This is a genomic window from Silvania sp., from assembly GCF_051656365.1.
Taxonomy (GTDB): domain Bacteria; phylum Pseudomonadota; class Gammaproteobacteria; order Enterobacterales; family Enterobacteriaceae; genus Enterobacter; species Enterobacter hatchlandensis.
Map to the genome: position 1 here is coordinate 12,923 of NZ_JBOGBT010000028.1, position 23,968 is coordinate 36,890.

The 23,968-nt window shown below is 50.8% G+C and carries 24 protein-coding genes, 1 other RNA gene and 2 pseudogenes; 10 read left to right on the forward strand and 17 right to left on the reverse strand.

Annotation, left to right across the window (positions count from 1 at the left end):
* The 6 genes from ACRDD5_RS05155 to ffh all read right to left on the reverse strand — a co-directional run bounded on the left by ACRDD5_RS05155 (position 1) and on the right by ffh (position 3,988).
* Positions 1-396, reverse strand: a complete 396-nt coding sequence (locus tag ACRDD5_RS05155) for a DUF2946 domain-containing protein (RefSeq protein WP_438676114.1) — start codon at positions 394-396, stop codon at positions 1-3.
* A 131-nt stretch (positions 397-527) separates the two neighbouring features.
* A complete protein-coding gene (gene rplS / locus ACRDD5_RS05160) occupies positions 528-875 on the reverse strand; it encodes a 50S ribosomal protein L19 (RefSeq protein ID WP_271282025.1) in 348 nt (115 codons plus the stop codon).
* Positions 876-916: 41 nt separating this feature from the next.
* A complete protein-coding gene (trmD, locus tag ACRDD5_RS05165) occupies positions 917-1,681 on the reverse strand; it encodes a tRNA (guanosine(37)-N1)-methyltransferase TrmD (RefSeq protein WP_271282024.1) in 765 nt (254 codons plus the stop codon).
* A 30-nt stretch (positions 1,682-1,711) separates the two neighbouring features.
* Positions 1,712-2,248, reverse strand: a complete 537-nt coding sequence (gene rimM / locus ACRDD5_RS05170) for a ribosome maturation factor RimM (RefSeq protein ID WP_418939601.1) — start codon at positions 2,246-2,248, stop codon at positions 1,712-1,714.
* Between the two features lie 15 nt (positions 2,249-2,263).
* Entirely contained in the window at positions 2,264-2,512 is a 249-nt protein-coding gene (gene rpsP, locus ACRDD5_RS05175; RefSeq protein ID WP_271282022.1) for a 30S ribosomal protein S16, read from the reverse strand.
* A 114-nt stretch (positions 2,513-2,626) separates the two neighbouring features.
* On the reverse strand, positions 2,627-3,988 hold the full coding sequence (ffh, locus tag ACRDD5_RS05180; RefSeq protein ID WP_271282021.1) for a signal recognition particle protein: 1,362 nt from the start codon (positions 3,986-3,988) through the stop codon (positions 2,627-2,629).
* A gap of 165 nt (positions 3,989-4,153) precedes the next feature.
* Between ffh and ACRDD5_RS05185 the strand changes: the two genes are divergently transcribed.
* Together ACRDD5_RS05185 and ACRDD5_RS05190 are read left to right on the forward strand one after the other, a co-directional pair.
* Complete coding sequence (locus tag ACRDD5_RS05185; RefSeq protein WP_271282020.1) at positions 4,154-4,945, forward strand: cytochrome C assembly family protein; 792 nt, start codon at positions 4,154-4,156, stop codon at positions 4,943-4,945.
* A gap of 17 nt (positions 4,946-4,962) precedes the next feature.
* Complete coding sequence (locus tag ACRDD5_RS05190; RefSeq protein WP_271282042.1) at positions 4,963-6,249, forward strand: HlyC/CorC family transporter; 1,287 nt, start codon at positions 4,963-4,965, stop codon at positions 6,247-6,249.
* Positions 6,250-6,302: 53 nt separating this feature from the next.
* Here ACRDD5_RS05190 and grpE read toward each other — a convergent pair whose 3' ends face one another.
* Positions 6,303-6,896, reverse strand: a complete 594-nt coding sequence (gene grpE / locus ACRDD5_RS05195) for a nucleotide exchange factor GrpE (RefSeq protein ID WP_271282019.1) — start codon at positions 6,894-6,896, stop codon at positions 6,303-6,305.
* A gap of 121 nt (positions 6,897-7,017) precedes the next feature.
* Between grpE and nadK the strand changes: the two genes are divergently transcribed.
* The 3 genes from nadK to bamE all read left to right on the forward strand — a co-directional run bounded on the left by nadK (position 7,018) and on the right by bamE (position 10,136).
* Complete coding sequence (gene nadK, locus ACRDD5_RS05200; RefSeq protein ID WP_271282018.1) at positions 7,018-7,896, forward strand: NAD(+) kinase; 879 nt, start codon at positions 7,018-7,020, stop codon at positions 7,894-7,896.
* Positions 7,897-7,981: 85 nt separating this feature from the next.
* Positions 7,982-9,643 (forward strand): DNA repair protein RecN, encoded by a 1,662-nt coding sequence (gene recN / locus ACRDD5_RS05205; protein ID WP_438676115.1) that lies wholly within the window; start codon positions 7,982-7,984, stop codon positions 9,641-9,643.
* Between the two features lie 151 nt (positions 9,644-9,794).
* Complete coding sequence (gene bamE, locus ACRDD5_RS05210; protein ID WP_271282016.1) at positions 9,795-10,136, forward strand: outer membrane protein assembly factor BamE; 342 nt, start codon at positions 9,795-9,797, stop codon at positions 10,134-10,136.
* Between the two features lie 69 nt (positions 10,137-10,205).
* Here bamE and ACRDD5_RS05215 read toward each other — a convergent pair whose 3' ends face one another.
* Entirely contained in the window at positions 10,206-10,493 is a 288-nt protein-coding gene (locus ACRDD5_RS05215; protein WP_438676116.1) for an RnfH family protein, read from the reverse strand.
* A complete protein-coding gene (locus ACRDD5_RS05220; RefSeq protein WP_271282014.1) occupies positions 10,483-10,920 on the reverse strand; it encodes a type II toxin-antitoxin system RatA family toxin in 438 nt (145 codons plus the stop codon). The genes ACRDD5_RS05215 and ACRDD5_RS05220 overlap by 11 nt, the downstream gene beginning before the upstream one ends.
* 156 nt (positions 10,921-11,076) lie before the next feature.
* On the opposite strand from ACRDD5_RS05220, the gene smpB reads away from it, so the two are divergent.
* From smpB to ACRDD5_RS05235, 3 genes are all read left to right on the forward strand, one after another.
* A complete protein-coding gene (gene smpB, locus ACRDD5_RS05225; protein WP_271282013.1) occupies positions 11,077-11,559 on the forward strand; it encodes an SsrA-binding protein SmpB in 483 nt (160 codons plus the stop codon).
* 87 nt (positions 11,560-11,646) lie between these two features.
* Positions 11,647-12,009: a transfer-messenger RNA gene (ssrA, locus tag ACRDD5_RS05230) on the forward strand.
* A gap of 175 nt (positions 12,010-12,184) precedes the next feature.
* Positions 12,185-12,427, forward strand: a complete 243-nt coding sequence (locus ACRDD5_RS05235) for a DinI family protein (protein ID WP_438676117.1) — start codon at positions 12,185-12,187, stop codon at positions 12,425-12,427.
* 899 nt (positions 12,428-13,326) lie between these two features.
* On the opposite strand, the gene ACRDD5_RS05240 is transcribed toward ACRDD5_RS05235, so the two are convergent.
* From ACRDD5_RS05240 to ACRDD5_RS05260, 5 genes and pseudogenes are all read right to left on the reverse strand, one after another.
* Positions 13,327-14,658 (reverse strand): PTS sugar transporter subunit IIC, encoded by a 1,332-nt coding sequence (locus ACRDD5_RS05240; protein WP_438676118.1) that lies wholly within the window; start codon positions 14,656-14,658, stop codon positions 13,327-13,329.
* A gap of 6 nt (positions 14,659-14,664) precedes the next feature.
* Positions 14,665-15,354, reverse strand: coding sequence for a 6-phosphogluconolactonase (locus tag ACRDD5_RS05245; RefSeq protein WP_438676119.1), 690 nt, complete (start codon positions 15,352-15,354; stop codon positions 14,665-14,667).
* Positions 15,355-15,368: 14 nt separating this feature from the next.
* Positions 15,369-16,694, reverse strand: a complete 1,326-nt coding sequence (locus ACRDD5_RS05250; protein ID WP_438676120.1) for a 6-phospho-beta-glucosidase — start codon at positions 16,692-16,694, stop codon at positions 15,369-15,371.
* Entirely contained in the window at positions 16,694-17,458 is a 765-nt protein-coding gene (locus tag ACRDD5_RS05255) for a MurR/RpiR family transcriptional regulator (protein WP_438676121.1), read from the reverse strand. The genes ACRDD5_RS05250 and ACRDD5_RS05255 overlap by 1 nt, the downstream gene beginning before the upstream one ends.
* Before the next feature lie 135 nt (positions 17,459-17,593).
* A pseudogene (locus ACRDD5_RS05260) lies at positions 17,594-17,854 on the reverse strand (zinc-binding dehydrogenase); the annotation flags it as partial.
* A 6-nt stretch (positions 17,855-17,860) separates the two neighbouring features.
* On the opposite strand from ACRDD5_RS05260, the pseudogene ACRDD5_RS05265 reads away from it, so the two are divergent.
* Together ACRDD5_RS05265 and ACRDD5_RS05270 are read left to right on the forward strand one after the other, a co-directional pair.
* Positions 17,861-18,025, forward strand: a pseudogene (locus ACRDD5_RS05265) (LysR family transcriptional regulator); the annotation flags it as partial.
* Between the two features lie 60 nt (positions 18,026-18,085).
* Entirely contained in the window at positions 18,086-18,940 is an 855-nt protein-coding gene (locus tag ACRDD5_RS05270; RefSeq protein WP_271282011.1) for a PA4780 family RIO1-like protein kinase, read from the forward strand.
* A 61-nt stretch (positions 18,941-19,001) separates the two neighbouring features.
* Here ACRDD5_RS05270 and ACRDD5_RS05275 read toward each other — a convergent pair whose 3' ends face one another.
* From ACRDD5_RS05275 to ACRDD5_RS05285, 3 genes are read right to left on the reverse strand one after another with little or no spacing between them, the layout of a single operon-like run.
* On the reverse strand, positions 19,002-20,732 hold the full coding sequence (locus ACRDD5_RS05275) for a LeoA/HP0731 family dynamin-like GTPase (protein ID WP_438676122.1): 1,731 nt from the start codon (positions 20,730-20,732) through the stop codon (positions 19,002-19,004).
* Positions 20,704-22,419 (reverse strand): DUF1269 domain-containing protein, encoded by a 1,716-nt coding sequence (locus tag ACRDD5_RS05280; RefSeq protein WP_438676123.1) that lies wholly within the window; start codon positions 22,417-22,419, stop codon positions 20,704-20,706. The genes ACRDD5_RS05275 and ACRDD5_RS05280 overlap by 29 nt, the downstream gene beginning before the upstream one ends.
* A gap of 5 nt (positions 22,420-22,424) precedes the next feature.
* Positions 22,425-23,084: a dynamin-like protein LeoC gene (locus ACRDD5_RS05285; RefSeq protein ID WP_438676124.1), complete on the reverse strand. Its 660-nt coding sequence runs from the start codon at positions 23,082-23,084 to the stop codon at positions 22,425-22,427.
* Between the last annotated feature and the right edge of the window lie 884 nt (positions 23,085-23,968).

Consider the following 23,968-nt stretch of genomic DNA (forward strand, 5'->3'; position numbering starts at 1 on the left):
TTACAGGAATAAAGCAGACGCCTGCGGCGGCGCGCGGGTATCGGGGCAAAGCCAGGGGAAGAAGTGCCAGTGGTGAACGACGGGTCGCGGCGGGATAAGACGCTGTCTGAGTACGCGTGCGCCGAGCAGCATCACCAGCGCCAGCATCACGCCCGGAACGTGCGCCAACAGTACGCAGTATCCGCAGGCTTCAGCATGGTCAACTGGAACGCTCTCTGAGGGCGCGTGATGCTCCGACATCATACTCATATCATGATGCATCCCAGGCATCGCGCTCATGGGATCTTTTTGCAGCGCAACAGAGATCAGCGGCGCGATGACGATCAGCAGGATCGCGAACAGCGCGATACTGACCGCGATGCGTTGCCATGGTGCCTGCTGCTGATTCGTCTTCACATCCCCTCCATTAAAGCAGGGGCATTGTAAACGATTTATGACGAATTGGTTAATGTGTATAGCGCACAGAGACAAAAAAAGGGCCAGCCTTGCGGCCAGCCCTTTTTATCAGGATGTTGCTTAAGCGGGTCTTAGCCAAGACGCTCTTTGATACGAGCAGACTTACCAGTACGCTCACGCAGGTAGTACAGTTTAGCTTTACGTACAGCACCACGACGTTTGACAGTAATGCTGTCAACTACTGGAGAGTGAGTCTGGAAGACACGCTCAACACCTTCGCCGTTGGAAATTTTACGAACAGTGAATGCAGAGTGCAGACCGCGGTTACGAATAGCGATAACCACGCCCTCGAATGCCTGCAGACGTTTTTTGGAACCTTCAACAACCCATACTTTCACTTCCACGGAATCACCCGGACGGAATGAAGGTACGTCCTGCTTCATCTGCTCTTGTTCAATTTGCTTAATAATGTTGCTCATAATTTAATCTCTTATCCTGGGTAAACTGATATTCGGGGGCCTCAGGCCATCCCATCATGTTTCTGTTGCTGCGCGTATTCAGTTTTGAACTCGGCCAGCAACTTTGCTTGCTCTTCAGTCAGAGCCAGGTTTTCCAGAAGTTCAGGTCTTCTAAGCCAGGTACGGCCCAGCGACTGCTTCAGACGCCAGCGACGAATCTCGGCATGGTTTCCCGACAGTAAAACCGGCGGTACCTCCATCCCTTCTAACACTTCAGGACGGGTATAGTGTGGGCAGTCCAGCAATCCATCGGCAAAAGAATCTTCTGTTGCCGAAGCTTCGTGACCCAGTACTCCCGGAATGAACCGGGAAACGGAGTCAATCAGCGTCATCGCCGGTAACTCACCACCGCTGAGAACGTAATCGCCGATAGACCATTCTTCGTCAATCTCGGTCTGAATTACGCGCTCATCTATTCCTTCGTAGCGACCGCACACCAGAATCAGCTTTTGATTCGTTGCCAGTTCGCTGACGCCCGCTTGATCAAGCTTGCGTCCCTGAGGTGACAGATAAATCACCTTTGCGCCTTCACCTGCCGCGGCTTTTGCTGCTGCGATGGCATCCCGTAAGGGTTGCACCATCATGAGCATCCCCGGTCCGCCGCCGTAAGGACGTTCGTCCACGGTACGGTGCCGGTCATGCGTGAAGTCACGTGGACTCCAGCTCTCGATGCTCAGCAGGCCATTTTTTACTGCCCGGCCAGTTACCCCGTAATCAGTAATCGCGCGGAACATTTCAGGAAACAGGCTAATTATGCCAATCCACATAGCGCCGTCTTTTACCGTTTTCAGGAGAATTTAAAAACCAGGATCCCAATCTACTTCAATCGTTTGAGTAGCGAGATCGACTTTCTTGATAACCTGTCCATCGAGGAACGGAACCAACCGCTCCTTGATACCAAACGCATCTTTCAGGTTTGCCTTAATGACGAGAACGTCATTGGATCCGGTTTCCATCATATCGATGACTTTACCCAGACCATAGCCTTCGGTGGTGACAACCTGGCAACCGATAAGGTCTTTCCAGTAGTAGCCATCATCCAGCTTTGGCAACTGCGACGAATCCACAACAATTTCGCAATTAGTCAGTGCATTCGCAGCATCGCGATCGTCAACGCCTTTCAGCTTGATAACGATATCCTGATTGTGGTGACGCCAGCTTTCCAGCTCGACCTCTTGCCACTGACCCGCCTTCTGGATAAACCAGGGCTGATAGTCAAAAATGCTTTCGGCGTCTTCGGTGGAGGAAAACACTCTGAGCCAGCCACGGATACCGTAGCAAGAACCCATTTTGCCCAATACAATCGGTTCAACAGGTGCTTTTTTGCTCATCATGACCACCGTGACAGATTAAGCTGCTTTGTTTGCAGCTTTGATCAGCGTAGCAACGCGATCGGATACAGTAGCGCCCAGGCCAACCCAGTGAGCGATACGATCCAGATCCAGGCGAGTTTCTTCTTCGTTACCGCTAGCGATAGGGTTGAAGAAACCAACGCGCTCGATGAAGCGACCGTTGCGTGCGTTACGGCTGTCAGTAACAACAACCTGGTAGAACGGACGCTTTTTCGCGCCGTGACGTGCTAAACGAATAGTTACCATAACATCCTCTTGTGTGAATAAAACACCGGGCCCCATCGAGGGAAGGAGCCCGGTGTCATATTAAAAGCCCGAAAATTTTACTCATTTCCGCGCGAAAAGCAATCTCTAAAGCACTTAACGCCCTGGAAAACCTGGGGGCATCATCCCTTTCATGCCGCGCATCATCTTCGCCATACCGCCTTTTTTCATCTTCTTCATCATGCGCTGCATGTCGTCGAACTGCTTCAGAAGGCGGTTAACGTCCTGTACCTGCATCCCACAACCCGCCGCGATACGGCGTTTGCGGGAGCCTTTAATAATTTCTGGCTTCGCGCGCTCTTTCAGCGTCATGGAGTTGATAATCGCCTCCATACGCACCAGAACCTTGTCGTCCATCTGTGCTTTCACGTTGTCCGGGATCTGGCCCATGCCCGGCAGCTTGCCCATCAGGCTCGCCATGCCGCCCATGTTTTTCATCTGGCGCAGCTGTTCCAGGAAGTCGGTCAGATCGAACCCGTCGCCTTTTTTCAGCTTGCTCGCCAGCTTCTCGGCCTGCGCGCGGTCAACTTTGCTCTCGATATCTTCGATCAGCGACAGCACGTCGCCCATGCCGAGGATACGGGAGGCAATACGGTCCGGATGGAACGGCTCCAGCGCTTCGGTCTTCTCGCCGACGCCAAGGAACTTAATCGGCTTGCCGGTGATATGGCGAATAGAGAGCGCCGCGCCGCCGCGGGCGTCGCCGTCCACTTTGGTCAGTACCACACCGGTCAGCGGCAGGGCTTCGTTAAACGCTTTCGCGGTATTCGCCGCATCCTGGCCGGTCATGGCATCGACGACAAACAGGGTTTCAACCGGATTGATCGCGGCATGTACCTGTTTGATTTCGTCCATCATCGCTTCGTCAACGTGCAGACGACCAGCGGTATCCACCAGCAGCACATCGAAGAATTTCAGCTTCGCTTCTTTCAGCGCCGCGTTAACGATGTCGATTGGCTTCTGCGCCACGTCGGACGGGAAGAAGTCGACCTCAACCTGTTCAGCCAGGGTTTGCAGTTGTTTGATCGCCGCCGGGCGATAAACGTCGGCAGAAACGACCAGCACTTTTTTCTTGTGCTTTTCGCGCAGGAACTTACCCAGCTTCGCGACGCTGGTCGTTTTACCCGCCCCCTGCAGACCGGCCATCAGCACTACGGCTGGCGGTTGCGCGGCAAGGTTCAGGCTCTGGTTCTCTTCGCCCATCGCCGAAACCAGCTCGCTTCGTACGATTTTGACGAACTCCTGACCCGGGGTCAGGCTCTTGTTAACTTCGTGACCAACCGCTTTCTCTTTTACGCGGCTGATAAAATCACGTACCACCGGCAACGCGACGTCTGCTTCAAGCAGCGCCATGCGCACTTCGCGCAGCGTCTCTTTGATGTTGTCTTCGGTAAGGCGTCCACGGCCGCTGATGTTGCGCAGCGAGCGCGACAAACGATCGGTTAAATTATCAAACATTGTCTCTCGCCTGAGGTAGAAACGTTAGGTCGCAGTAGCGACACGTACACAGAATTTTGCCGCAGTATAACATGAAGGCGCCTTTGTTGTTATGCAACGGTTGGAGCAGGCGTCGCGTAACGTTATACTGCCTCTCTTTCTCATTAAGACAACTGTCGACACTCTATGCCTGTTTTCGCACTGATCGCCCTGGTGGCGTACTCTGTCAGCCTCGCGCTGATCATCCCCGGCCTGCTGCAAAAAAACAGCGGCTGGCGGCGAATGGCTATTCTGTCGGCAGTGATTGCGTTGATAAGCCATGCTTTTGCGCTCGAAGCGCGTATTCTGCCGGGCGACGGCAGCGGGCAAAACCTGAGCCTGCTTAATGTCGGTTCGCTGGTCAGCCTGATGATCTGTACTGTGATGACCATCGTCGCCTCAAAAAACCGTGGCTGGCTGCTGCTGCCGATTGTCTATGCCTTTGCGCTGATTAACCTGGCGTTCGCCACCTTCGTCCCGAACGAGTTCATCACCCATCTTGAGGCCACGCCGGGTATGATGGTGCATATCGGCCTGTCGCTGTTCTCGTACGCCACGTTGATTATTGCCGCACTGTACGCGCTCCAGCTGGCGTGGATTGACTACCAGTTAAAGAACAAAAAGCTGGCCTTCAGTAACGAAATGCCGCCGCTGATGAGCATCGAGCGAAAGATGTTTCACATCACCCAGGTCGGCGTGGTGCTGCTGACCCTGACGCTGTGCACTGGCCTGTTTTATATGCAAAATCTCTTCAGCCTCGAGAATATCGACAAGGCCGTGCTCTCTATCATTGCGTGGTTTGTCTATATTGTCCTGTTGTGGGGCCACTATCATGAAGGCTGGCGCGGTCGTCGCGTGGTCTGGTTCAACGTTGCAGGTGCAGGCATTCTGACCCTGGCCTACTTTGGCAGCCGCGTCATCCAGCAACTCGCCAGCTAAAAACCAAGGAGTTCCCCCTGGAACACATCTCCACTACCACGCTGATCGTTACCCTGATCGTCATGGTGGTTATCTCCGCCTATTTCTCCGGCTCAGAAACCGGCATGATGACGCTGAATCGCTACCGTTTACGCCATCGCGCCAAACAGGGTAACCGGGCCGCCCGCCGTGTCGAAAAACTGCTGCGCAAACCGGATCGCCTGATAAGCCTGGTGCTCATTGGCAATAACCTGGTCAATATTCTCGCCTCCGCGCTGGGCACCATTGTCGGCATGCGCCTGTACGGTAACGCCGGTGTCGCCATTGCCACCGGGGTGCTGACGTTTGTGGTGCTGGTCTTCGCCGAAGTGCTGCCAAAAACCATCGCCGCGCTGTACCCCGAAAAAGTCGCCTACCCCAGCAGCGTACTGCTGGCACCGTTACTCATTCTGATGATGCCGCTGGTATGGCTGCTGAACAGCGTGACGCGGGTGCTGATGCGCATGGTGGGAATCAAAGCCGATGTGGTGATCAGCAGCGCGCTGAGCAAAGACGAATTACGCACCATTGTTCATGAGTCGCGCTCGCAAATCTCGCGCCGCAACCAGGATATGCTGCTGTCGGTGCTGGATTTGGAAAAGGTGAGCGTGGACGACATCATGGTGCCGCGCAATGAAATCGTTGGGATTGATATTAACGACGACTGGAGAGCCATCGTCCGCCAGCTGACCCACTCTCCGCATGGCCGGATCGTGCTATACCGGGATTCACTGGACGATACCATTAGCATGTTACGCGTGCGCGAAGCGTACCGCCTGATGACCGAGAAAAAAGAGTTCACCAAAGAGGTGATGCTGCGCGCGGCGGATGAGATTTACTACATCCCGGAAGGCACGCCGCTCAGTACCCAGCTGGTTAAATTTCAGCGCAATAAAAAGAAAGTTGGTCTGGTGGTCGATGAGTACGGTGATATTCAGGGGCTGGTGACGGTAGAAGATATTCTGGAAGAGATCGTGGGCGACTTTACCACCTCGATGTCCCCTTCGCTTGCCGAAGAAGTCACGCCGCAAAACGACGGCTCGGTGCTGATTGACGGCAGCGCCAGCGTGCGTGAACTGAACAAAGCCTTTAACTGGCAGATGCCGGAAGACGAGGCCCGCACCATTAACGGCATGATTCTGGAAGCGCTGGAAGAGATCCCGGCGGCAGGCACCCGGGTGCGCATTGGCCAGTATGATATTGATATCCTGGATGTGCAGGACAATATGATTAAGCAGGTAAAAGTGTTGCCGGTAAAACCGCTCCGGGAGAGCGTGGCAGAATAACCATGATGTAGGCCGGGCTGGCGTTGCCGCCCCCCGGCGCTACGGAAGGCGAATTATGCCTTCGCTTTCGCAACGGAAACCATCGCCGCGCGAATGGTACGCCCGTTCAGGGTATAGCCTTTCTGCATCACCATCAGCACGTTGCCAGCTGCAACATCCTCAGATTCCATCATCGCAATCGCTTGATGCACATTCGGATCCATTGGCACGTTGATGTCTGCAACCACTTCCACGCCGAACTTCTTCACCACGTCGAGCATGGATTTCAGCGTCAGCTCAATCCCTTCAACCATTGGTGCCATATCCGGGTTCGCTTTATCCGCCACTTCCAGCGCGCGATCCAGGCTATCGATAACCGGCAGCAGTTCGTTGACGAATTTTTCCAACGCAAACTTATGCGCCTTTTCAACGTCCAGCTCGGTACGACGACGCAGGTTATCCATTTCGGCTTTTACGCGCAGCAAGCTGTCGCGCTCGCGAGTCTGGACTTCAGCCAGCTGAGCTTCCAGATTCGCAATTTTTTCATCGCGCGGATCCACCTGCTCAGCACCAGCCTCAGGCTCAACCGCCTCAACCTCTTCGTGCTGCTCCGTGATAATTTCTTCCGGGGCTTGCCCCTCAGGCGTTTTCTGTTCTTTACTACTCATGAATTTCTCCGCGTTTTTTCACAATCATCTCGCTAACCTGGATTATTATGGGGATCTGTTTCCGGGTTTCAAGGGAGCAAGGCACATTGTCATCATTCATTCGCACAAGGACCTCCAGAAAATGAACACGCATTTCAAGTGTATTGGGATTGTCGGTCATCCGCGTCACCCTACTGCGTTGACAACACATGAAATGCTGTATCGCTGGCTGTGCGCCAAAAACTACGACGTGATCGTCGAACAACAGATCGCCCAGGAGCTGCAGCTCAAAAACGTGAAAACCGGCACCCTGGCTGAGATTGGTCAGCAGGCCGATCTGGCGGTGGTCGTCGGCGGTGATGGTAATATGCTGGGGGCCGCACGCACCCTCGCCCGCTACGACATCAAAGTCATTGGCATCAACCGTGGCAACCTGGGCTTTTTAACCGACCTCGATCCGGACAACGCTCAGCAGCAGCTCGCCGACGTGCTGGAAGGCCACTACATCAGTGAGAAACGCTTTTTGCTGGAAGCCCAGGTGTGCCAGCAGGATTGCCAGAAACGGATCAGCACCGCCATCAACGAAGTGGTCCTGCATCCGGGCAAAGTGGCGCACATGATTGAGTTTGAAGTCTATATCGACGAAATCTTTGCCTTCTCGCAGCGGTCCGACGGCCTGATTATCTCGACGCCAACCGGCTCGACGGCGTATTCGCTCTCTGCGGGTGGCCCTATCCTGACTCCATCTCTGGATGCCATCACCCTGGTGCCGATGTTCCCGCACACGCTCTCGGCTCGCCCGCTGGTAATTAACAGCAGCAGCAACATTCGGCTGCGCTTTTCCCACCGCCGCAACGACCTGGAGATCAGCTGCGACAGCCAGATCGCGTTGCCGATTCAGGAAGGCGAAGATGTGCTGATCCGCCGCTGCGATTACCATCTGAATCTAATTCACCCGAAAGACTACAGCTATTTCAATACCCTAAGCTCGAAGTTAGGCTGGTCAAAAAAATTGTTCTGAAATAGCATCCAGCACTTTACTGTATAAAAAACCAGTTTATACTGTACACAAACACAGTTATGGTTTTTCATACAGGAAAACGGCTATGCTGGCACAACTGACCATTAGCAACTTCGCGATCGTTCGTGAGCTCGAAATCGATTTTCACAGCGGCATGACGGCCATCACCGGGGAAACCGGTGCCGGTAAATCTATTGCCATTGATGCGCTCGGGCTGTGCCTTGGCGGTCGGGCCGACGGCAACATGGTACGCGCTGGCGCCAGCCGGGCTGACCTGTGCGCCCGCTTTTCCCTGAAGGACACCCCCGCCGCTCAGCGCTGGCTCGAAGAGAACCAGCTGGAAGATGGGCGTGAGTGCTTACTTCGCCGTGTTATCAGCAGCGACGGACGCTCCCGTGGCTTTATCAACGGAACCTCAGTGCCACTTTCTCAGCTGCGCGAACTCGGCCAGCTGTTAATTCAGATCCACGGCCAGCATGCCCATCAGCAGCTGATTAAGCCTGAACAGCAAAAAGCGTTACTCGACGGCTATGCCGGTGAGTTTGCGCTGACGCAACGGATGGCTGAACACTATCGTCAGTGGCACCAGAGCTGCCGTGAGCTGGCCCAGCATCAACAGCAGAGCCATGAGCGTACCGCACGCGCCGAGCTGCTGACCTATCAGCTGAAAGAGCTGAACGAATTCAGCCCGCTTGCCGGCGAGTTTGAACAGATCGACGAAGAGTACAAACGCCTCGCCAACAGCGGCCAGCTGCTCTCGACCAGCCAGCAGGCGCTGAGCTTACTGGCAGACGGCGAAGACGTGAACCTGCAAAGCCAGCTCTATACCGTGCGTCAGCTCATTACCGAGCTGACGGGCATGGACAACAAGCTTTCCGGCGTGTTGGATATGCTGGAAGAGGCGGCTATTCAGGTCTCTGAAGCGAGCGATGAGCTGCGCCATTACTGCGAGCGGCTGGATCTGGATCCCAACCGCATGTTTGAGCTTGAGCAGCGGATCTCGCGCCAGATCTCTCTGGCACGTAAACACCACGTGTCGCCCGAAGAGTTGCCAAAATTCCATCAATCGCTGCTCGACGAACAACAGCAACTGGACGATCAGGCCGATTCGCTGGAAACGCTCTCGCTGGCCGTCAGCGTGCATCATCGTCAGGCGCTGGAAACCGCCACTGAGCTGCACACTATTCGTCAGCACTATGCAGAAGAACTCAGCCAGCACATCACTGAGAGCATGCACATGCTGTCGATGCCCCACGGCGTGTTCACTATTGATGTGAAGTTTGAAGAGCATCACCTGACTGCAGAGGGCGCTAACCGGATTGAATTCCGCGTGACCACCAACCCAGGCCAGCCGCTGCAGGCGATCTCGAAAGTGGCCTCCGGCGGTGAACTGTCGCGTATCGCGCTGGCAATTCAGGTCATTACCGCCAGGAAAATGGAAACCCCGGCGCTGATCTTCGATGAGGTGGACGTCGGTATCAGCGGCCCAACCGCTGCGGTGGTCGGCAAACTGCTGCGTCAGCTTGGGGAATCCACCCAGGTGATGTGCGTGACACACTTACCGCAGGTGGCAGGCTGTGGCCATCATCACTTCTTTGTCAGCAAAGAAACCGACGGCGAGATGACCGAAACGCACATGCAGCCGCTGGACAAACGTGCCCGTCTGCAGGAACTGGCGCGCCTGCTGGGCGGCAGCGAAGTCACCCGCAACACCCTGGCAAATGCGAAAGAACTGCTTGCGGCATAAACTTTTTCGGGATCTCAGGGTCATAGAGAACAATAAAAACGCCGACAGACCGAGCGCCAAAGGTTTTAATGTGGCGAAAGGTCTATTATCATCGGCATATTACATATGAGCCGTCGCGTCTTGCTCGGGCCCGAAAAGGAATCAAATCACTATGCGCTGTAAAACGCTGACCGCTGCCGCAGCGGTTCTTCTGATGTTGACCGCAGGCTGCTCCACTCTGGAACGAGTGGTTTACCGCCCTGACATCAACCAGGGGAACTACCTTGCACCTAACGATGTGTCAAAAATCCGTATTGGCATGACGCAGCAACAGGTCGCATATGCCCTGGGAACGCCGATGATGTCCGATCCGTTCGGCACCAACACCTGGTTCTACGTCTTCCGTCAGCAGCCAGGCCATGAAGGCGTGACGCAGCAGACCCTGACGCTGACTTTCAGCAGCAACGGTGCGCTGACCAATATCGACAACAAACCTGCACTCACCAAAGAGTAAGGTTTGAGAAACGCAAAAAGGTGCTCAATGAGCACCTTTTTTGTTGTCTTAGGCCATCAAGAAAGCCAACTATTTCGCCGATTTCTCCGCACGCTGGCGACGTAGCTCTTTCGGATCGGCAATCAGCGGACGATAGATTTCGACCCGGTCGCCGTCGTTAACCGTATCGGTAAGCTTCACCGGACGGCTGTAAATGCCGACTTTGTTTTTGGTCAGATCGATATCGCTACGTAATGTCAGCAGGCCAGAAGCACGAATCGCCTCTTCAACAGTCGCGCCCTCTTCCAGCTTCACGCGTTGCAGATACTGTTTTTCCGGCAGGGCGTACGCCACTTCCACCACAATATTAGCCGACACTGTAAACCTCTTTGGCGCGGACAGTGAACGCCTGAACCATATTCGATGCCAGCTCTTTAAACACGCGGCCAAACGCCAGTTCGATCAGCGCATTGGTAAACTCGAAGTCGAGGTGAAACTCGATTCGGCAGGCATCGGCGCTGAGCGGAACAAACTTCCAGCCACCCATCAGCTTCTTGAATGGGCCATCCACCAGATGCATCAAAATGCTCTGGTTATCGGTCAGGGTATTGCGGGTGGTGAACGTTTTGCTGATCCCGGCTTTAGAGACATCTACCGCCGCCGTCATTTGCGTCGGGCCTGAGTCCAGTACGCGGCTGCCGGTACAACCCGGAATAAACTGCGGATATGACTGAACGTCGTTCACTAACTGGTACATTTGTTCCACACTGTAGGGGACAAGCGCAGTACGACTAATCTGAGGCATAGCATTTTCCATGATCAAACAACCGACAAATAATAACATTTATCCCTTGTTAAAAAAACGCTGAGCCACATCTCGTGCTAATATAGCGCGTTAGACCTCACAGGACGCAATGAGGTGACTTTTTGACATCAGATTACCTACGGCTTCACGAAACTTATGACGAAGAAAAAAGCACATAAATCTGGCTCGGCAACCATTGCGCTCAACAAGCGTGCCCGCCATGAATATTTCATTGAAGAAGAATTCGAAGCTGGCCTTGCACTGCAGGGCTGGGAAGTAAAATCGCTGCGTGCGGGTAAAGCCAACATCGGCGATAGCTACGTGATCTTTAAAGACGGCGAAGCCTTTTTGTTTGGCGCGAACTTTACGCCTCTGACGGTCGCGTCCTCTCACTACGTTTGCGATCCAACCCGCACTCGTAAGCTGCTGCTGAACAAGCGCGAGCTCGATTCACTTTTCGGGCGTATCAATCGCGAAGGTTATACCGTACTCGCTCTGTCGCTGTACTGGAAAAACGCCTGGTGCAAAGTGAAAATCGGCGTCGCGAAAGGTAAGAAGCAGCACGACAAGCGTAACGACGCAAAAGATCGCGAATGGCAGGTAGATAAAGCGCGAATAATGAAGCACGCAGGCCGCTAAACCGGGCAACTATTGAGCGATTCAATAAGTTAACGTCCGGACTGGTATCCGGCATGCGAATGCTGGTATACTTGATGTAACACTATTGGGGCTGATTCTGGATTCGACGGGATTTGCGAAACCCAAGGTGCATGCCGAGGGGCGGTTTGCCTCGTAAAAAGCCGCAAAAAAATAGTCGCAAACGACGAAAACTACGCTTTAGCAGCTTAATAACCTGCTAAGAGCCCTCTCTCCCTAGCTTCCGCTCTTAAGACGGGGATCAAGAGAGGTCAAACCCAAAAGAGATCGCATGGAAGTCCTGCCTGGGGCTGAAGTGCTAAAACTAATCAGGCTAGTTCGTCAGTGGCGTGTCTGTCCGCAGCTGGCGTGCGAATGTAAAGACTGACTAAGCATGTAGTACCGAGGATGTAGAAATTTCGGACGCGGGTTCAACTCCCGCCAGCTCCACCAAAATTCTTTGTTGATGGTCACCAGAGCCTGATACGAAGTCCTGAAAGCCCGCACGGCGCAAGCCTGGCGGGCTTTTTTGTGCCCCTATTACGCCTAACACGCCCCACCCCCTTGACGCTGGATAAAAACACAGTATAACTACACTCCTACCCACTACACTTAGGATCACAAACCCATGTTCGTCGAGCTGGTATATGACAAACGCAACTTTGAAGGACTGCCTGGCGCGAAAGAGCGCATCCTGAACGAATTGACTAAGCGGGTACATCGCATCTTCCCCGATGCCGAGGTGCGCGTTAAGCCGATGATGGCGCTGCCAGGCATCAACACCGATGCCAGTAAGCATGAGAAAGAACAAATCAGCCGTGCCGTTCAGGAAATGTTTGAAGAAGCCGAGATGTGGCTCGCTGACGAGTAACAGATAGCCCGGAACCGCTCTCCCGGATCCCACCGTCCGGGAATGTCACCCTCCTGATACCCCGTTAATAATCATGACTAATAGGCGATTATCATCACTCCGCACTGCCCTCGCCCTGTCATAAATTCACGCAGATAAAAGATGCGTTTCGTTTACACCGCGCTGAATCCCATCATCCCCTGGTCTTCGTTCGACAGCCCTGAAATTGAGGCATTGCGTTGGCGTCGATTAGCGCTAGCGGAAAATAACAATCGGCTTGCCCATGAGGTTTGAGCAGCCCTGTTCTGTCAGCAGAGTGAACAATTACTGCAATATACTCGGAAGTGTTGTAACTCATCCTGGCCTGTGCTCCAGGCCAGGGGCATCATGATGGCGGAATATTTAGGTCAGAATGAACTTTCGGACGGCACGCTCAAAGCAAACATCTATTCGAGCCTTCTCCAAAAGTCCTTCAAAAGTGCCAGTGACTCCTATCAGCGTCATTTATGGCCGCGTCACTGGTTCAAATTGATGCAGCAGGCGTCCTCCGCAGCATCTTTCTGGTGTGCTTCAGTTATATTTTTGCTATTTTTCATAATATAAAGCAACCTCAAAAGCATCATTAATTATTGTGCCGATAACTCTATAATTTTATTAAAGAATGGGAGCAATGTATTTACACGGTATTTTAATAAAACCTTACACAGTGAAATACTCAAGGAAATTAACTCTCGCTTGGTATTCGATTTGCTTTCAGAAAGAGAAAGGAAGTTAACCTTGGATAATTTAACCGTTCTGATTTACCAAAGAGATTTTGATATCAAAAAACAGATCCTATTAGTCGAAAAGTTTGGTGACATCTGCTGGGTTTCTGAATGGCGTTAACACCCCTGGTATTAACGCCATTCAATGGCATTCGATTACTCGCTTATGGTTTGAGTTTGTGGGTGAAAAGCGTCTTTCTCCTGCAACTGGATATTTTCTTCATGAAGATACTGTTTATCCAGAACTTTAACGAAAGGCATATAAATTACCGTGGCGATAATCAGGTTAACACCCTGTAATATTGCACCAGAAATCCCGGTCGTCAGAAATCCGGAAATAAATATCGGCGTTGTCCATGGAATAGCAATACCCGATGTTGGAGGAACCCAGCCCAGATAGATTACAATATAGGTGAAGGTACACAATACAATCGGCGTGAGGATAAAGGGAATTAGCATCAGTGGGTTCAGCACGATGGGCAATCCAAATATAATCGGCTCATTAATATTAAAGATGGCCGCCGGGGCGGCGAGACGTGAAAGCTGCTTCAGTCGCGTGCTTTTAGCCACTAAAAATATACTGATCAGCAACGCACCGGTAAAGCCCGTACCGCCTGCAATAAGATACACGTCCCTGAACTGCTGCGTAATAATGTTGGTGGCAGCGAGGCTCGACTGCGTGGCCGCAAGGTTTTGTGCGCTCAGTGTCTGCCAGATTGGCCCCATTACCGAGGAAACAATCGAGTCGCCATGAATACCAAAAAACCAGAACAGACCAATAAGCGTCTCAGCAATGAGCTGTGAGAAAATCGAATTGCCCAAGTGGAGCAATGGCTCCTGAAGCATCACGCTAATAAAGTTACCCGCCGTCACGTACGAAGTCGCTTCAAACAGCGTCTTTATCACTATCCAGAACAGCATCACAAAGAGAATCGGCACTAACGACTTAAAGGATTTAGCAATTTCTGGCGGGACGCTATCGGGCATCTTGATAGTGAAGGTATTGTTCTCCAGGTACTGTACCATTTTCAACGTTACCAGAGTGATGATAATCCCCAGGAACATCGACTGAGCGCTAAAATCGTTAAGCGCATATGCCCCCCCAATCACCTCTCCCGTCGCGCTGGTTATCTTACCCGGCGCCATTAAGAAAAAGATAGCGAGCGGCAGGATGGCGGTACTTTGGCTGAGTTTTAACTTCTCTACCAGCTCTCTGGAAAAGTTAACGATCACCAACAGGGTCATCAACCCATAGCTGGCATCGATACCATAATTTAATTTATCTAACGTCCCTTTACCCAATAATGAAGCCATAAATTCGTTATAGCCACTGATAGGGAAGTTGATCAGCAGCAGAAAAAATGAACCCACAATCAAAAACGGAATTAATGAAATAAATGCATTTTTAAGGGCCGACAAATAGATATTGTTTGATATCTTTTCTGCCAACGGCAGCATCCGTTTCTCAAGGAAAGAGGTAAGATTCATCGACAGTTATCCTTCTATATTTTCTGTGATATAGTAATTAACTTTCGGGAACTGCTTAATATACACCGCCGGAACGCGCGAATTCTGCGCATCGCCCTTAACGATTTCCTGATAAATAGGTTTTTTGTCTTCATTATTAATGATGACTATCACCTTTTCTGCTTTGATAATTTTATTCAGGCCCACGGTCATCCCTTCCTCGAGGGTAACGGCACCTGAAAAATATTTTCTGCTGGCGACGTCAATGGTAATATCGTCAAGTTTCGTGACCAGATAGTCAGCATTCAATTCAACGCCGGGCTCGTTAAGACCAATATGTCCGTTCATCCCCACCCCGAGGATGACATAGTCAAATTCAGCGCCATCAAGAGCAGCCTCATAGACTGCAACATTCTGTTCTCGGGTGTAAAACGGATCAAAATGGACCAGTTTCACAGGATGCTGGCATTTATTAATGAAGTCCTCATTGATCATACTGAGGCAGCTCCCGTCCATCTCGACGGGCACCTTCAACCATTCATCCAGGGCAAAAAAGGTGAGATTTTCTGCAATGTTGGTCTTTGCCAGGGCTTCATAAACCCAACGCGGGGTGCTACCTGATGGAATCAACACCCGAGCGCCGGGTTTCAGGATGGAAAGCTCGGCAACAATTTGTTGCGCCAGCGCGTTATTATCTTTGAAGATCACGGTTTTCATGATGATTATCCCGGTTAATCTATTGCTTCAATGGACGAGGCGAACAGGGGTAAATAAGCTTTATTGGCGACCAACATCTCTTTAACCAATTTAATGCCGTTATTATCACTTGGGCACAGTGGGTTAAATACAAAGGCCGCAATGAGCTTCTGATAATCCCCGGTAGCTGCCGCAGTCACTACCTGCGTTTCATAATCTTTCATCATCGCGACAATCCCTTTTGCTGGCGAAGGTATATCCCCTGTACACAGCGGGATCGGCCCGGCGCTGGTCATCACGCAGTTGACTTCAACGACGACATCATTAGGTAAATTGGTGATCGCTCCGTTATTCATTACGTTAACGGTCTGAATACTTTTATCATCAAGATAAATAGCGCGAATGACATTTAACGCTGCTGTGGAGTAAAGGGAACCGCCTCTGGCTTCCAGCTCTTTGGGTTTCTCCTGCAGAGACTCATCGCGATATTTTTCAAACAGCTCAGCTTCGATGTTTTTAACCATCTGACCACGAGTCAGCTCGGCAGCGTCTTGCTCAGCTAACAGCTCATTCGTCTTAATATAATATTTTAAATACGACGAAGGGATGCAATGGGTTGCCCACAGCAGTTCTTTGTTAAACTGTTCGTTATTAACGTTTTTGAAACCTAGTTCGTCAACATCTGAGGCGTTCATTATATCAATGACCTCGCGCGTCCGGTCCCGCCCATCACACAGAACTTTGGTAATAAAGTTCATGTGGTTAGAGCCTTTAAACTCGATAAAGAGATCGTCAACCTCCACGTCAAGCAGGCTGGCGACTTTATGGAGCATATTGATTGGACCATTGCACAGACCAATCACGCGACGGTTATTACTGTGTTTTAAAACCGCCTCGGTGACCATTGAGGCCGGGTTAGTGAAATTAATCAGCCACGCATCAGGGCAGATTTCTGCCATTTCATTGGCAATGTCGATAATCACCGGGATTGTGCGCAGCGCTTTAAACATCCCGCCCGCACCATTGGTCTCCTGGCCGATAAAACCATAGGATTTAGGCAACATTTCGTCAACGATGCGCGCGTCAATACCACCTACTCGCAGTTGGGTGATGACGAAATCAGCGTCCTGCAACGCCTGCTTGCGATCAAAGGTTTGCACAACCTGAATGGGTAAATTGGCCTTCGCTAACATTCGCTGAGTCAGGCTGAAAATGATCGCCATTTTCTCTGCGCCCATGTCGACGTCCACTAACGTAATATCAGAGACCGGCAGGTATTCGTAATTTTTAATTACCCCTTCGATTAATTCAGGGGTGTAACTGCTACCGGCACCAATAACGACCAATTTAACCTTTTTCATCATCCTTCCTCTTTTGAATTGAACTTCAATGATATTCGTCGCATTTTAGACAGATGAAAAAGCACGATATCAATGACAGCAATTTGTATTGGATAACTAATATTCTCGAAAGCCGACCCTTTGATAATGGCATTCTTATACACCAGGGCTATATCGGCCTGGCGCTCTAGCGTTGAATTCAACTTGCTGGTAATGGCGGCCACTTTTACACCGTATTTTCTGGCGTTACTGATGATCTCATCCAGCATCTCTGACTCCCCACTGTTGGAGACAAGCAACAGGCAATCATTGGCGCTCATAAATCGGCTTCTGACTTTACAGTTGGTGTAGTCCGATTCACTATGCGCATCCAACCCAAGCACCATTAAGTTGTAACTCAGGTAACCCGCAGCACTGCTTGATGTGCCATACCCCCAGGTAATGATTGAATGACAACCTGCGAGGAAATCACAAAAGGCATTGACCTTTATTTCAGGGATTTTTATTAAAGCGTCCTGAAATTCCTGCGCATATTGATTAATAAACATATTGTGATGCTGAGAGTTTCTCGACATAGTAAAGGCATCACGAATGTTAACTTTGAACTCCTGAAAATTGTTAAACCCCAACTTTTTAACCAGTTTGGAAATCGATGGCGCAGTGGTATAAACGCGATCGGCAAGTTCATGAATTTTCATTTCATAGACTTCGGAGGGGTTCTCCTGGCAAAATTTGTAGATCCTCAGGTCATTCTTCGTCAGGTCTTTTCTCATTAACAGTACCATTATTAATACTCCCCGCAGGCAGTATTCGCTCTCGTAAAAGATATTAGCGGTTATAAAGAGAAATAGATTTTAGGTTTTAGAAATTAATTTCCGTGATGCACATCAAAAATTTCTCAGGTTGCGCTTTTCTCCTCTTCACAAAGGCCTGCAGGGTCGGGCAAAAAAACTGACCTTCCCGACCGCACGCCCGGTTTCAATCTGCGCATGGGCTTTCTGCACATTCGCCGCCGTGATCGCACCGAAGTGCTCACCCAGCGTGGTGGTAATCACCTGCTCGTCAATCAATGCGGCAACGCGGTTCAGAAGCTGATGCTGAGCGATCATATCCCGGGTTCCAAACATCGAGCGGGTAAACATAAACTCCCAGTGCAGGGAGATGCTCTTCGCCTGCACGGCGTGAACGTCAGCGGCGGCATGATGAGTGACGATGCCGAGGTGATCTGCCGCCTGGCGGTCTCCGGGGCGGGGGTGGCGTACAAATCCAGGCTGGACGTCGCGGGCGTCAGGCTACTGTATGAGGCGGTCAAAGCCTGCTGTGAGGGTCAGGAGGGGGGGGAATCCCGCTGAAGAAGATATTTGCCTGTGTTTTTGGTACGAAAAGCGGCAAAAATGCGCTATAAAAGCCGCATGAAAATCCCAAACAGACTCCAACCCCTGGTCGATGACGGCCTGATCGACGCCGTGCTTCAACGCCTGAAAAGCGGCAAGGAAGCCGACGTATACACCGTGCTGTGCGGTGACAATATTCAGTGTGCCAAAGTGTACAAGGAAGCGTCACAGCGCAGCTTCAAGCAGGCCGTGCAGTATCAGGAAGGACGTAAAGTCCGTAATACGCGTAATGCGCGCGCGATGCAAAAAGGCTCAAAGTTCGGCCGTAAACAGCAGGAAGAGGTCTGGCATACGGCCGAGGTCGATGCGTTATTCCGCCTGGCGAATGCTGGCGTGCGCGTCCCTCAGCCTCACATGTGTCTGGACGGCGTGCTGCTGATGGAGCTGGTCACCGATGCCGAAGGCGCGGTCGCCCCTCGTCTGAGCGACGTTACCCTGAGCGAAGAGAACGCGGTTGCGGATTTCGATGCGATGATCCGCAACATTGTGCGCATGCTGTGCGCCGGTATCGTGCATGGCGATCTGTCCGAGTTTAACGTGCTGCTGGATGCCCAGGGGCCGGTGATTATCGACCTGCCGCAGGCGGTGGATGCCGCCGCCAACAACCATGCTGAATCCATGTTTGAACGCGATGTGAATAACATCACCGCCTATTACGGTCAGTTCGCCCCGCAGCTGCTGAAAACGCGCTACGCGAAAGAGATCTGGATGCTGTATGAAGACGGCAAGTTAACGCCAGAAACCCCGCTGACCGGGCTGTTTGTCGAAGAACTTCATGATGTGGATATGGACTCGCTGATGGATGAAATCATCACCGCTGAAGACGAGTATTATGAACGCCAGCGGGCGGCGAAAGAACGCGACGACGAGTAAATAACGCCTATGCTTGCTTAATACCGCCACAGCACGCTGTGACGGTATTAAGGCCCACACATCAAACTGGCTGATATTCCTGTGCAGCCAGACTCAACTGAGTGAGTTGCTCCTGAAGTAAACCAAGTCTATGTTGGTTTTGCCGAATAGCATCGCTTTTCTCCGTCAGATCAGCTATCACCTTTTCCATGTTCTGAATCTGCGGCGCAAAGAAAGCGAACATCTTCTCATCTGAACTCAGCACCTCGTAAATATCCTTGAACGGATCTTTGATGAAGTTACCAAGCGATTCTTTCGCCTCGGCGATTTCCCTCTCGCGCTCACGCGCTTTATAAGCGTCCCACAGATCGGAACCTATAGTGAACGCAGCACCTGCAGGGCCAGCCCATTTGGCAATACTCCCCGCCAGTTTGGTCGCCTCCCAAGGTTTGAACTTATACACATATCCCGTCAATTTGCCGATGGTGTCACGCGCGGCAAAAATGGTTGTTTTGATTGTCGCCGGGCTAATTTTAGAAATACCCTTAAAAGCACCGCCGAGGGATTTAAACGCACCTTCGCCGAGGTTACTTAGGAAGCTCTCACTGGAATTCAACTGGCGGGTAATATCATCAGACAATCGCTGCGTCACCGCGGTGGACTGATCAAAGAAGCGATCGACAGCTACTTTAATACGCAGGTGGAGCTTATAACCCACGCCCTCTTCCGTATATCCCAGTTCGTCATCCATAAAGGGACGGATATCTTCCAGTTCGAGCGGGCGTAACTGACTCATTAACTTATTTTCCATCAGCCTGAGTTCTTCATACAACTCGCCCGCCAGGCGCTTAACCTCTGCCCGGCTCTGATTGATATCGCTTCTGAAACGTAACGTATCTTCGTCATTTTTTTCAACGAAGGTGCTGAGTTCGTTAAGCTGCTGCCGGGCCTGCATCACTCGCTGGCTGACAATATCGGTCACCACGTCCATGCCGGTTTTCGCCAGCAGCACTTCAGGAATATTGGTTTTCAATATTTCACCTGCGGCATTTTTAAGATCGTTAATGCGCGAGCGGCTCTCATAATGTTCAGGTTTATTAAACCAGAAAGGCAGGCCGCGACCGTTTGGATTCGAGGCAATACAGACGATATTAAGCTGTTCGAGTTCAGCGGCATTCAGGTTAGCGGCGCGCTGTAGTTTTCCTTTGAGGTTCTCTTTTTTTATCGCTGCCTGTTCGTCAAACAGGACCTGGTCAGTCAAATCAATGACCTCATCCATTTTATTGATAATGAAGATAGTGGATGAGAGCTTGTTCAGATCGCGCAGCACCCATTTAGCAATGCTGCTGTGGCTCTCCTTCAGCGGATTAGTGGCGTCTACAACGTAAAAAATCAGGTGCGCCTCGGAAATATAACGTTTGGTAAGATCCTCATACATCACCTGCTTACCATCAATTTCCCTCTCTTTGTCGCCAAACAGCCCCGGCGTATCCACGATCTCACACTGGCCTGGCAGCCCTTCCGGCTTGTAAATACTCAGTCGGTCGGAAGACTCGTCCATTGAAATGTTCATATCTTCCATAACCTTGCCGAGCCATGCAGCAATAACGCTGGTTTTACCGTCGGAAAATGCCCCCAACAGCGCAATACGTAATACGTCGGACTCTACCGAAGCAATGGCTGACGAGATTTTCTGCAGATCGTCACTGACGTCCATTTCCATCTCACCGAGTGTTTCCAGTACGCCACGCAGCTTGAGCAGCGACGCAACGGCGGCTTGCTTCTCAATGCTGAACTGTTTGAATTGTTCCATAAGGCATCTTCTCCAGTTGATTTTTTAGTTTTGTGATTCGCTTAATCTGCTCTTCGAAAATCGGGATCGGCCGCTGCAGCGCTGCATTCATGTCACTCACCTTCTGCAGCAGACTGCCCTGAAGCTCTTTTTCGATAGCTGCAACCAGCTTATGGGTTTCTTCGCTGATGCCATCCAGCGCCTTATCCCTGGCGGTTTCAAGCCTGTCGCGCACTTTCCCCTGAGCTTTGCGAATTTTTGAGGATTTGCTGGTAAATAATCCGACAACTGTCATCACAACTCCGACCAGCGCACCAGCAACTGTACCTATGACCGTGCCAATTACGGGAAATGCACTGCCGATTGTGCCACCGGTCAACGCGTAGCTTCCGATTTTAAAGGCCATCGAACCAAAATCACCTAACCCCAGGTCGTATCCCATCGCGATATCGCTATCAAAATCGAATCCGCTACGCTGTTCAAAACTGACACGTTGTTGAAACTCAACGTGTTTAATATCTTCCAGAAGACGGGTCACCGCCTGAAGCATCTGTTCCTGCAGCGCCTTGACGCTCTCCTCGGTATCATTCTGCATCTGTTGCTCAGCGCGAATGCGACGGGATTTAAACTCTTGATTAATACGCCGGGCGATAGCATCGCTGTCGCCAAAATCATCGTCGACAATATCGTCGCTTTTATCTATCAGCTCATTGAAGAAGGTATTCCAACGGTTACGACGGTTGTTCAGCATTTGACGCTCGAAAGCACCGATCGCATTCCTGAACGCCACACGGCATTTTTCAAATTCCGGCTCGGTCCTTTTCAGGAACGTCCGGTGACTGGCTAACTGTTCCTCCAGAACCAATAAATACTGGCCTAACGACTCACGTACCTTACCTTTATTGCTCTCGACGATGTCTTCTTTGAAGGTGGCAACCTTACTTCTGATCACACGCGCAACCGCTTTGATCTGGCTAAACTCCAGCATTTCCTGGCGGGTGGAGAAATGGCGGAAATAGCTTTTCTGCTGTGCGCCAAGATTACGATCTCGGGAAGGGTGAATGGTGGTGCTTTGCGTAGCGTCGTCATAGGCCAGCGCGGAAAACGCCAACAGTCCCTGAACGCAATTACCTGGCAGCAGCACATCTGTCCCCAGCACAGGCTCAAGTACGCCAACGGTTTGCTTTAACGCTTCCCCTGCAGCACCCTGCTGCACCAGATCCCTTCGATCTTCTTCAAACTCATAGGCATCGGCAAAACCGCGCACATTCACTAAAGGGTAAACCTGCGTGCCGTATTCAAGATAAGACTTTATCTTCTCAGCAGTGGCTGTTTCCGGCTTTTTGTTGGTCCCGTTGACGTACACCACCATATGCGCTTCGGCGATGGCCTCTCTCACCTGGTGTACATAGCGCGACTCATTTCCCTCAATGCCCGGCACGTCGACCAGTTGAAAGGTTTTATCGTCAATGTGTAAGCTGTAGCGGGTGTTTCCTTTAGTAAAATCCGCCTCCCCGGTTCCAATAATTAACCCATCTACCCGGTTCGCCGTGTTTTTTAATTTCTCTGTCTTAATCACCGCTTGAATAAGAGGTGGCAGGTTTTTATCAAGCAGTGCCGATACATTAACCAACGGCTTCCTTCCGGCTTGCCTTGAAGCTGGAGGATTTTCAGAAATATTATCCTGAAGATACAGTGCGTCACTCATCTCCATTACCTCGCCAGCATCGTGACAAGCGCCACCGCGCCAGCACCAGCAGCAACACCAATAAAGGCGGTAATAAACAGCGTTAAACGGGCTTTCGTCCGGGTTTGCATCTGCAGAATTTGCAAGCGTGACTGGCTTTCGCTTTGCTCACGTTGCTGCCGCGCATTACTTTCATCACTTTCGATTTTCAGGCGCAGAGCACTTTCATTGCTGATGATTTGTGTCAGGCGTGTCGCAGAAAAACTGATATCAGTGATATTGTCCGATACATCAGAGTAGATGCGCCCTAAATCGCTACGTAGCTGCTCTAAGCTTTCACTGAGTTCTTGTTCAGCTTTATCCAGATCGTTCTGATTTTTTTGCAGCAGGTGTCGGCGAGACTCTTCATCAAACAAGATACGCAGGGACTCAATAATTGTACTTTTACCGGCATTGGTTTCGCCAAAAAAAGCGAGAGTGAACTTGTCCCATTCAGCATGTTTTTCCAGGTAGGATAATTTCTGATTGAAGCTCTCCTGCAAGCTTTGCAGCTTGTCCGTCATGGCCCTGAGGTGCTGTTTGCCGTCTTCATTCTCAATGTGAAGCCCGGCAATATCCGCCAGCGTTTGGTCAATGTTGCGTGAAACGTCGGCATAGAGGCGGTTAAAATCTTCTGCGGTATTCATTTTTTCTCTCTTTAGCATGAAATAGTGACCGGTTCTCTTTCAGCATGGGTTGCCACTCATACCAGATTGTGAGTGTACGTCGCGGTATGAAAAGAGGTGGGCAACGCCGACGTATCCGGAAATACCGGCCAGCTAACCGGTATAAAAGTGAAGGATGCAGATCGTATTTTGCGGATGTCGTCTTTCATTTTTGCCTATGAAAACGCTAATTCGCAAGACACAATATGTACTGAAAGGATTTACTTTCCGGGTGCGCAATGTGTTCAAGTCGATCGCCTGTAATAGTTAACGGCCAAAAAAACAAGAAACTAAAATTAAAATGCCTACCATTTTTGGTAGTTTTCCTGAAGCGGGATGATATACCTCTCGTGGACAATCAAAACGCCTTCGCGCCGCTCATCATCATGAGTTGAAAAAAATGCCGCACTGAATACGTTTCCTTCACATTCGGAATAGGGAGAGGATAATCATGAATAAATTCAATACATTGGAGATGAAGAATGACGATACCCTAATGTTCATTAGAAGGCATGACAGCAGGCAGATATTTATAGGAATAGCCGCATGAACGCTATAATAGCAGTATGATTAGAATCAATCATCGACACTTTTATTTATACCCAACCCCATAACATATAAAAAATACAAAGCCTATTTTTTAAACGTCACCAACAGATCAAATATCTTTTCATATATCCCTACACATTGATAACATCTCATTAGTGATAACGAAAATATAAATACGCTCTATTGCATCACCCTTAATTTTCTGAGAAGGGAAAGCCATGATTGCCCCCACCATAAATGTACAACTAACTTTAATGCGTACAGAATTTAAAAAATAAACACAACAACCACGCTAACCTCTCATCGCCCTATTAGCG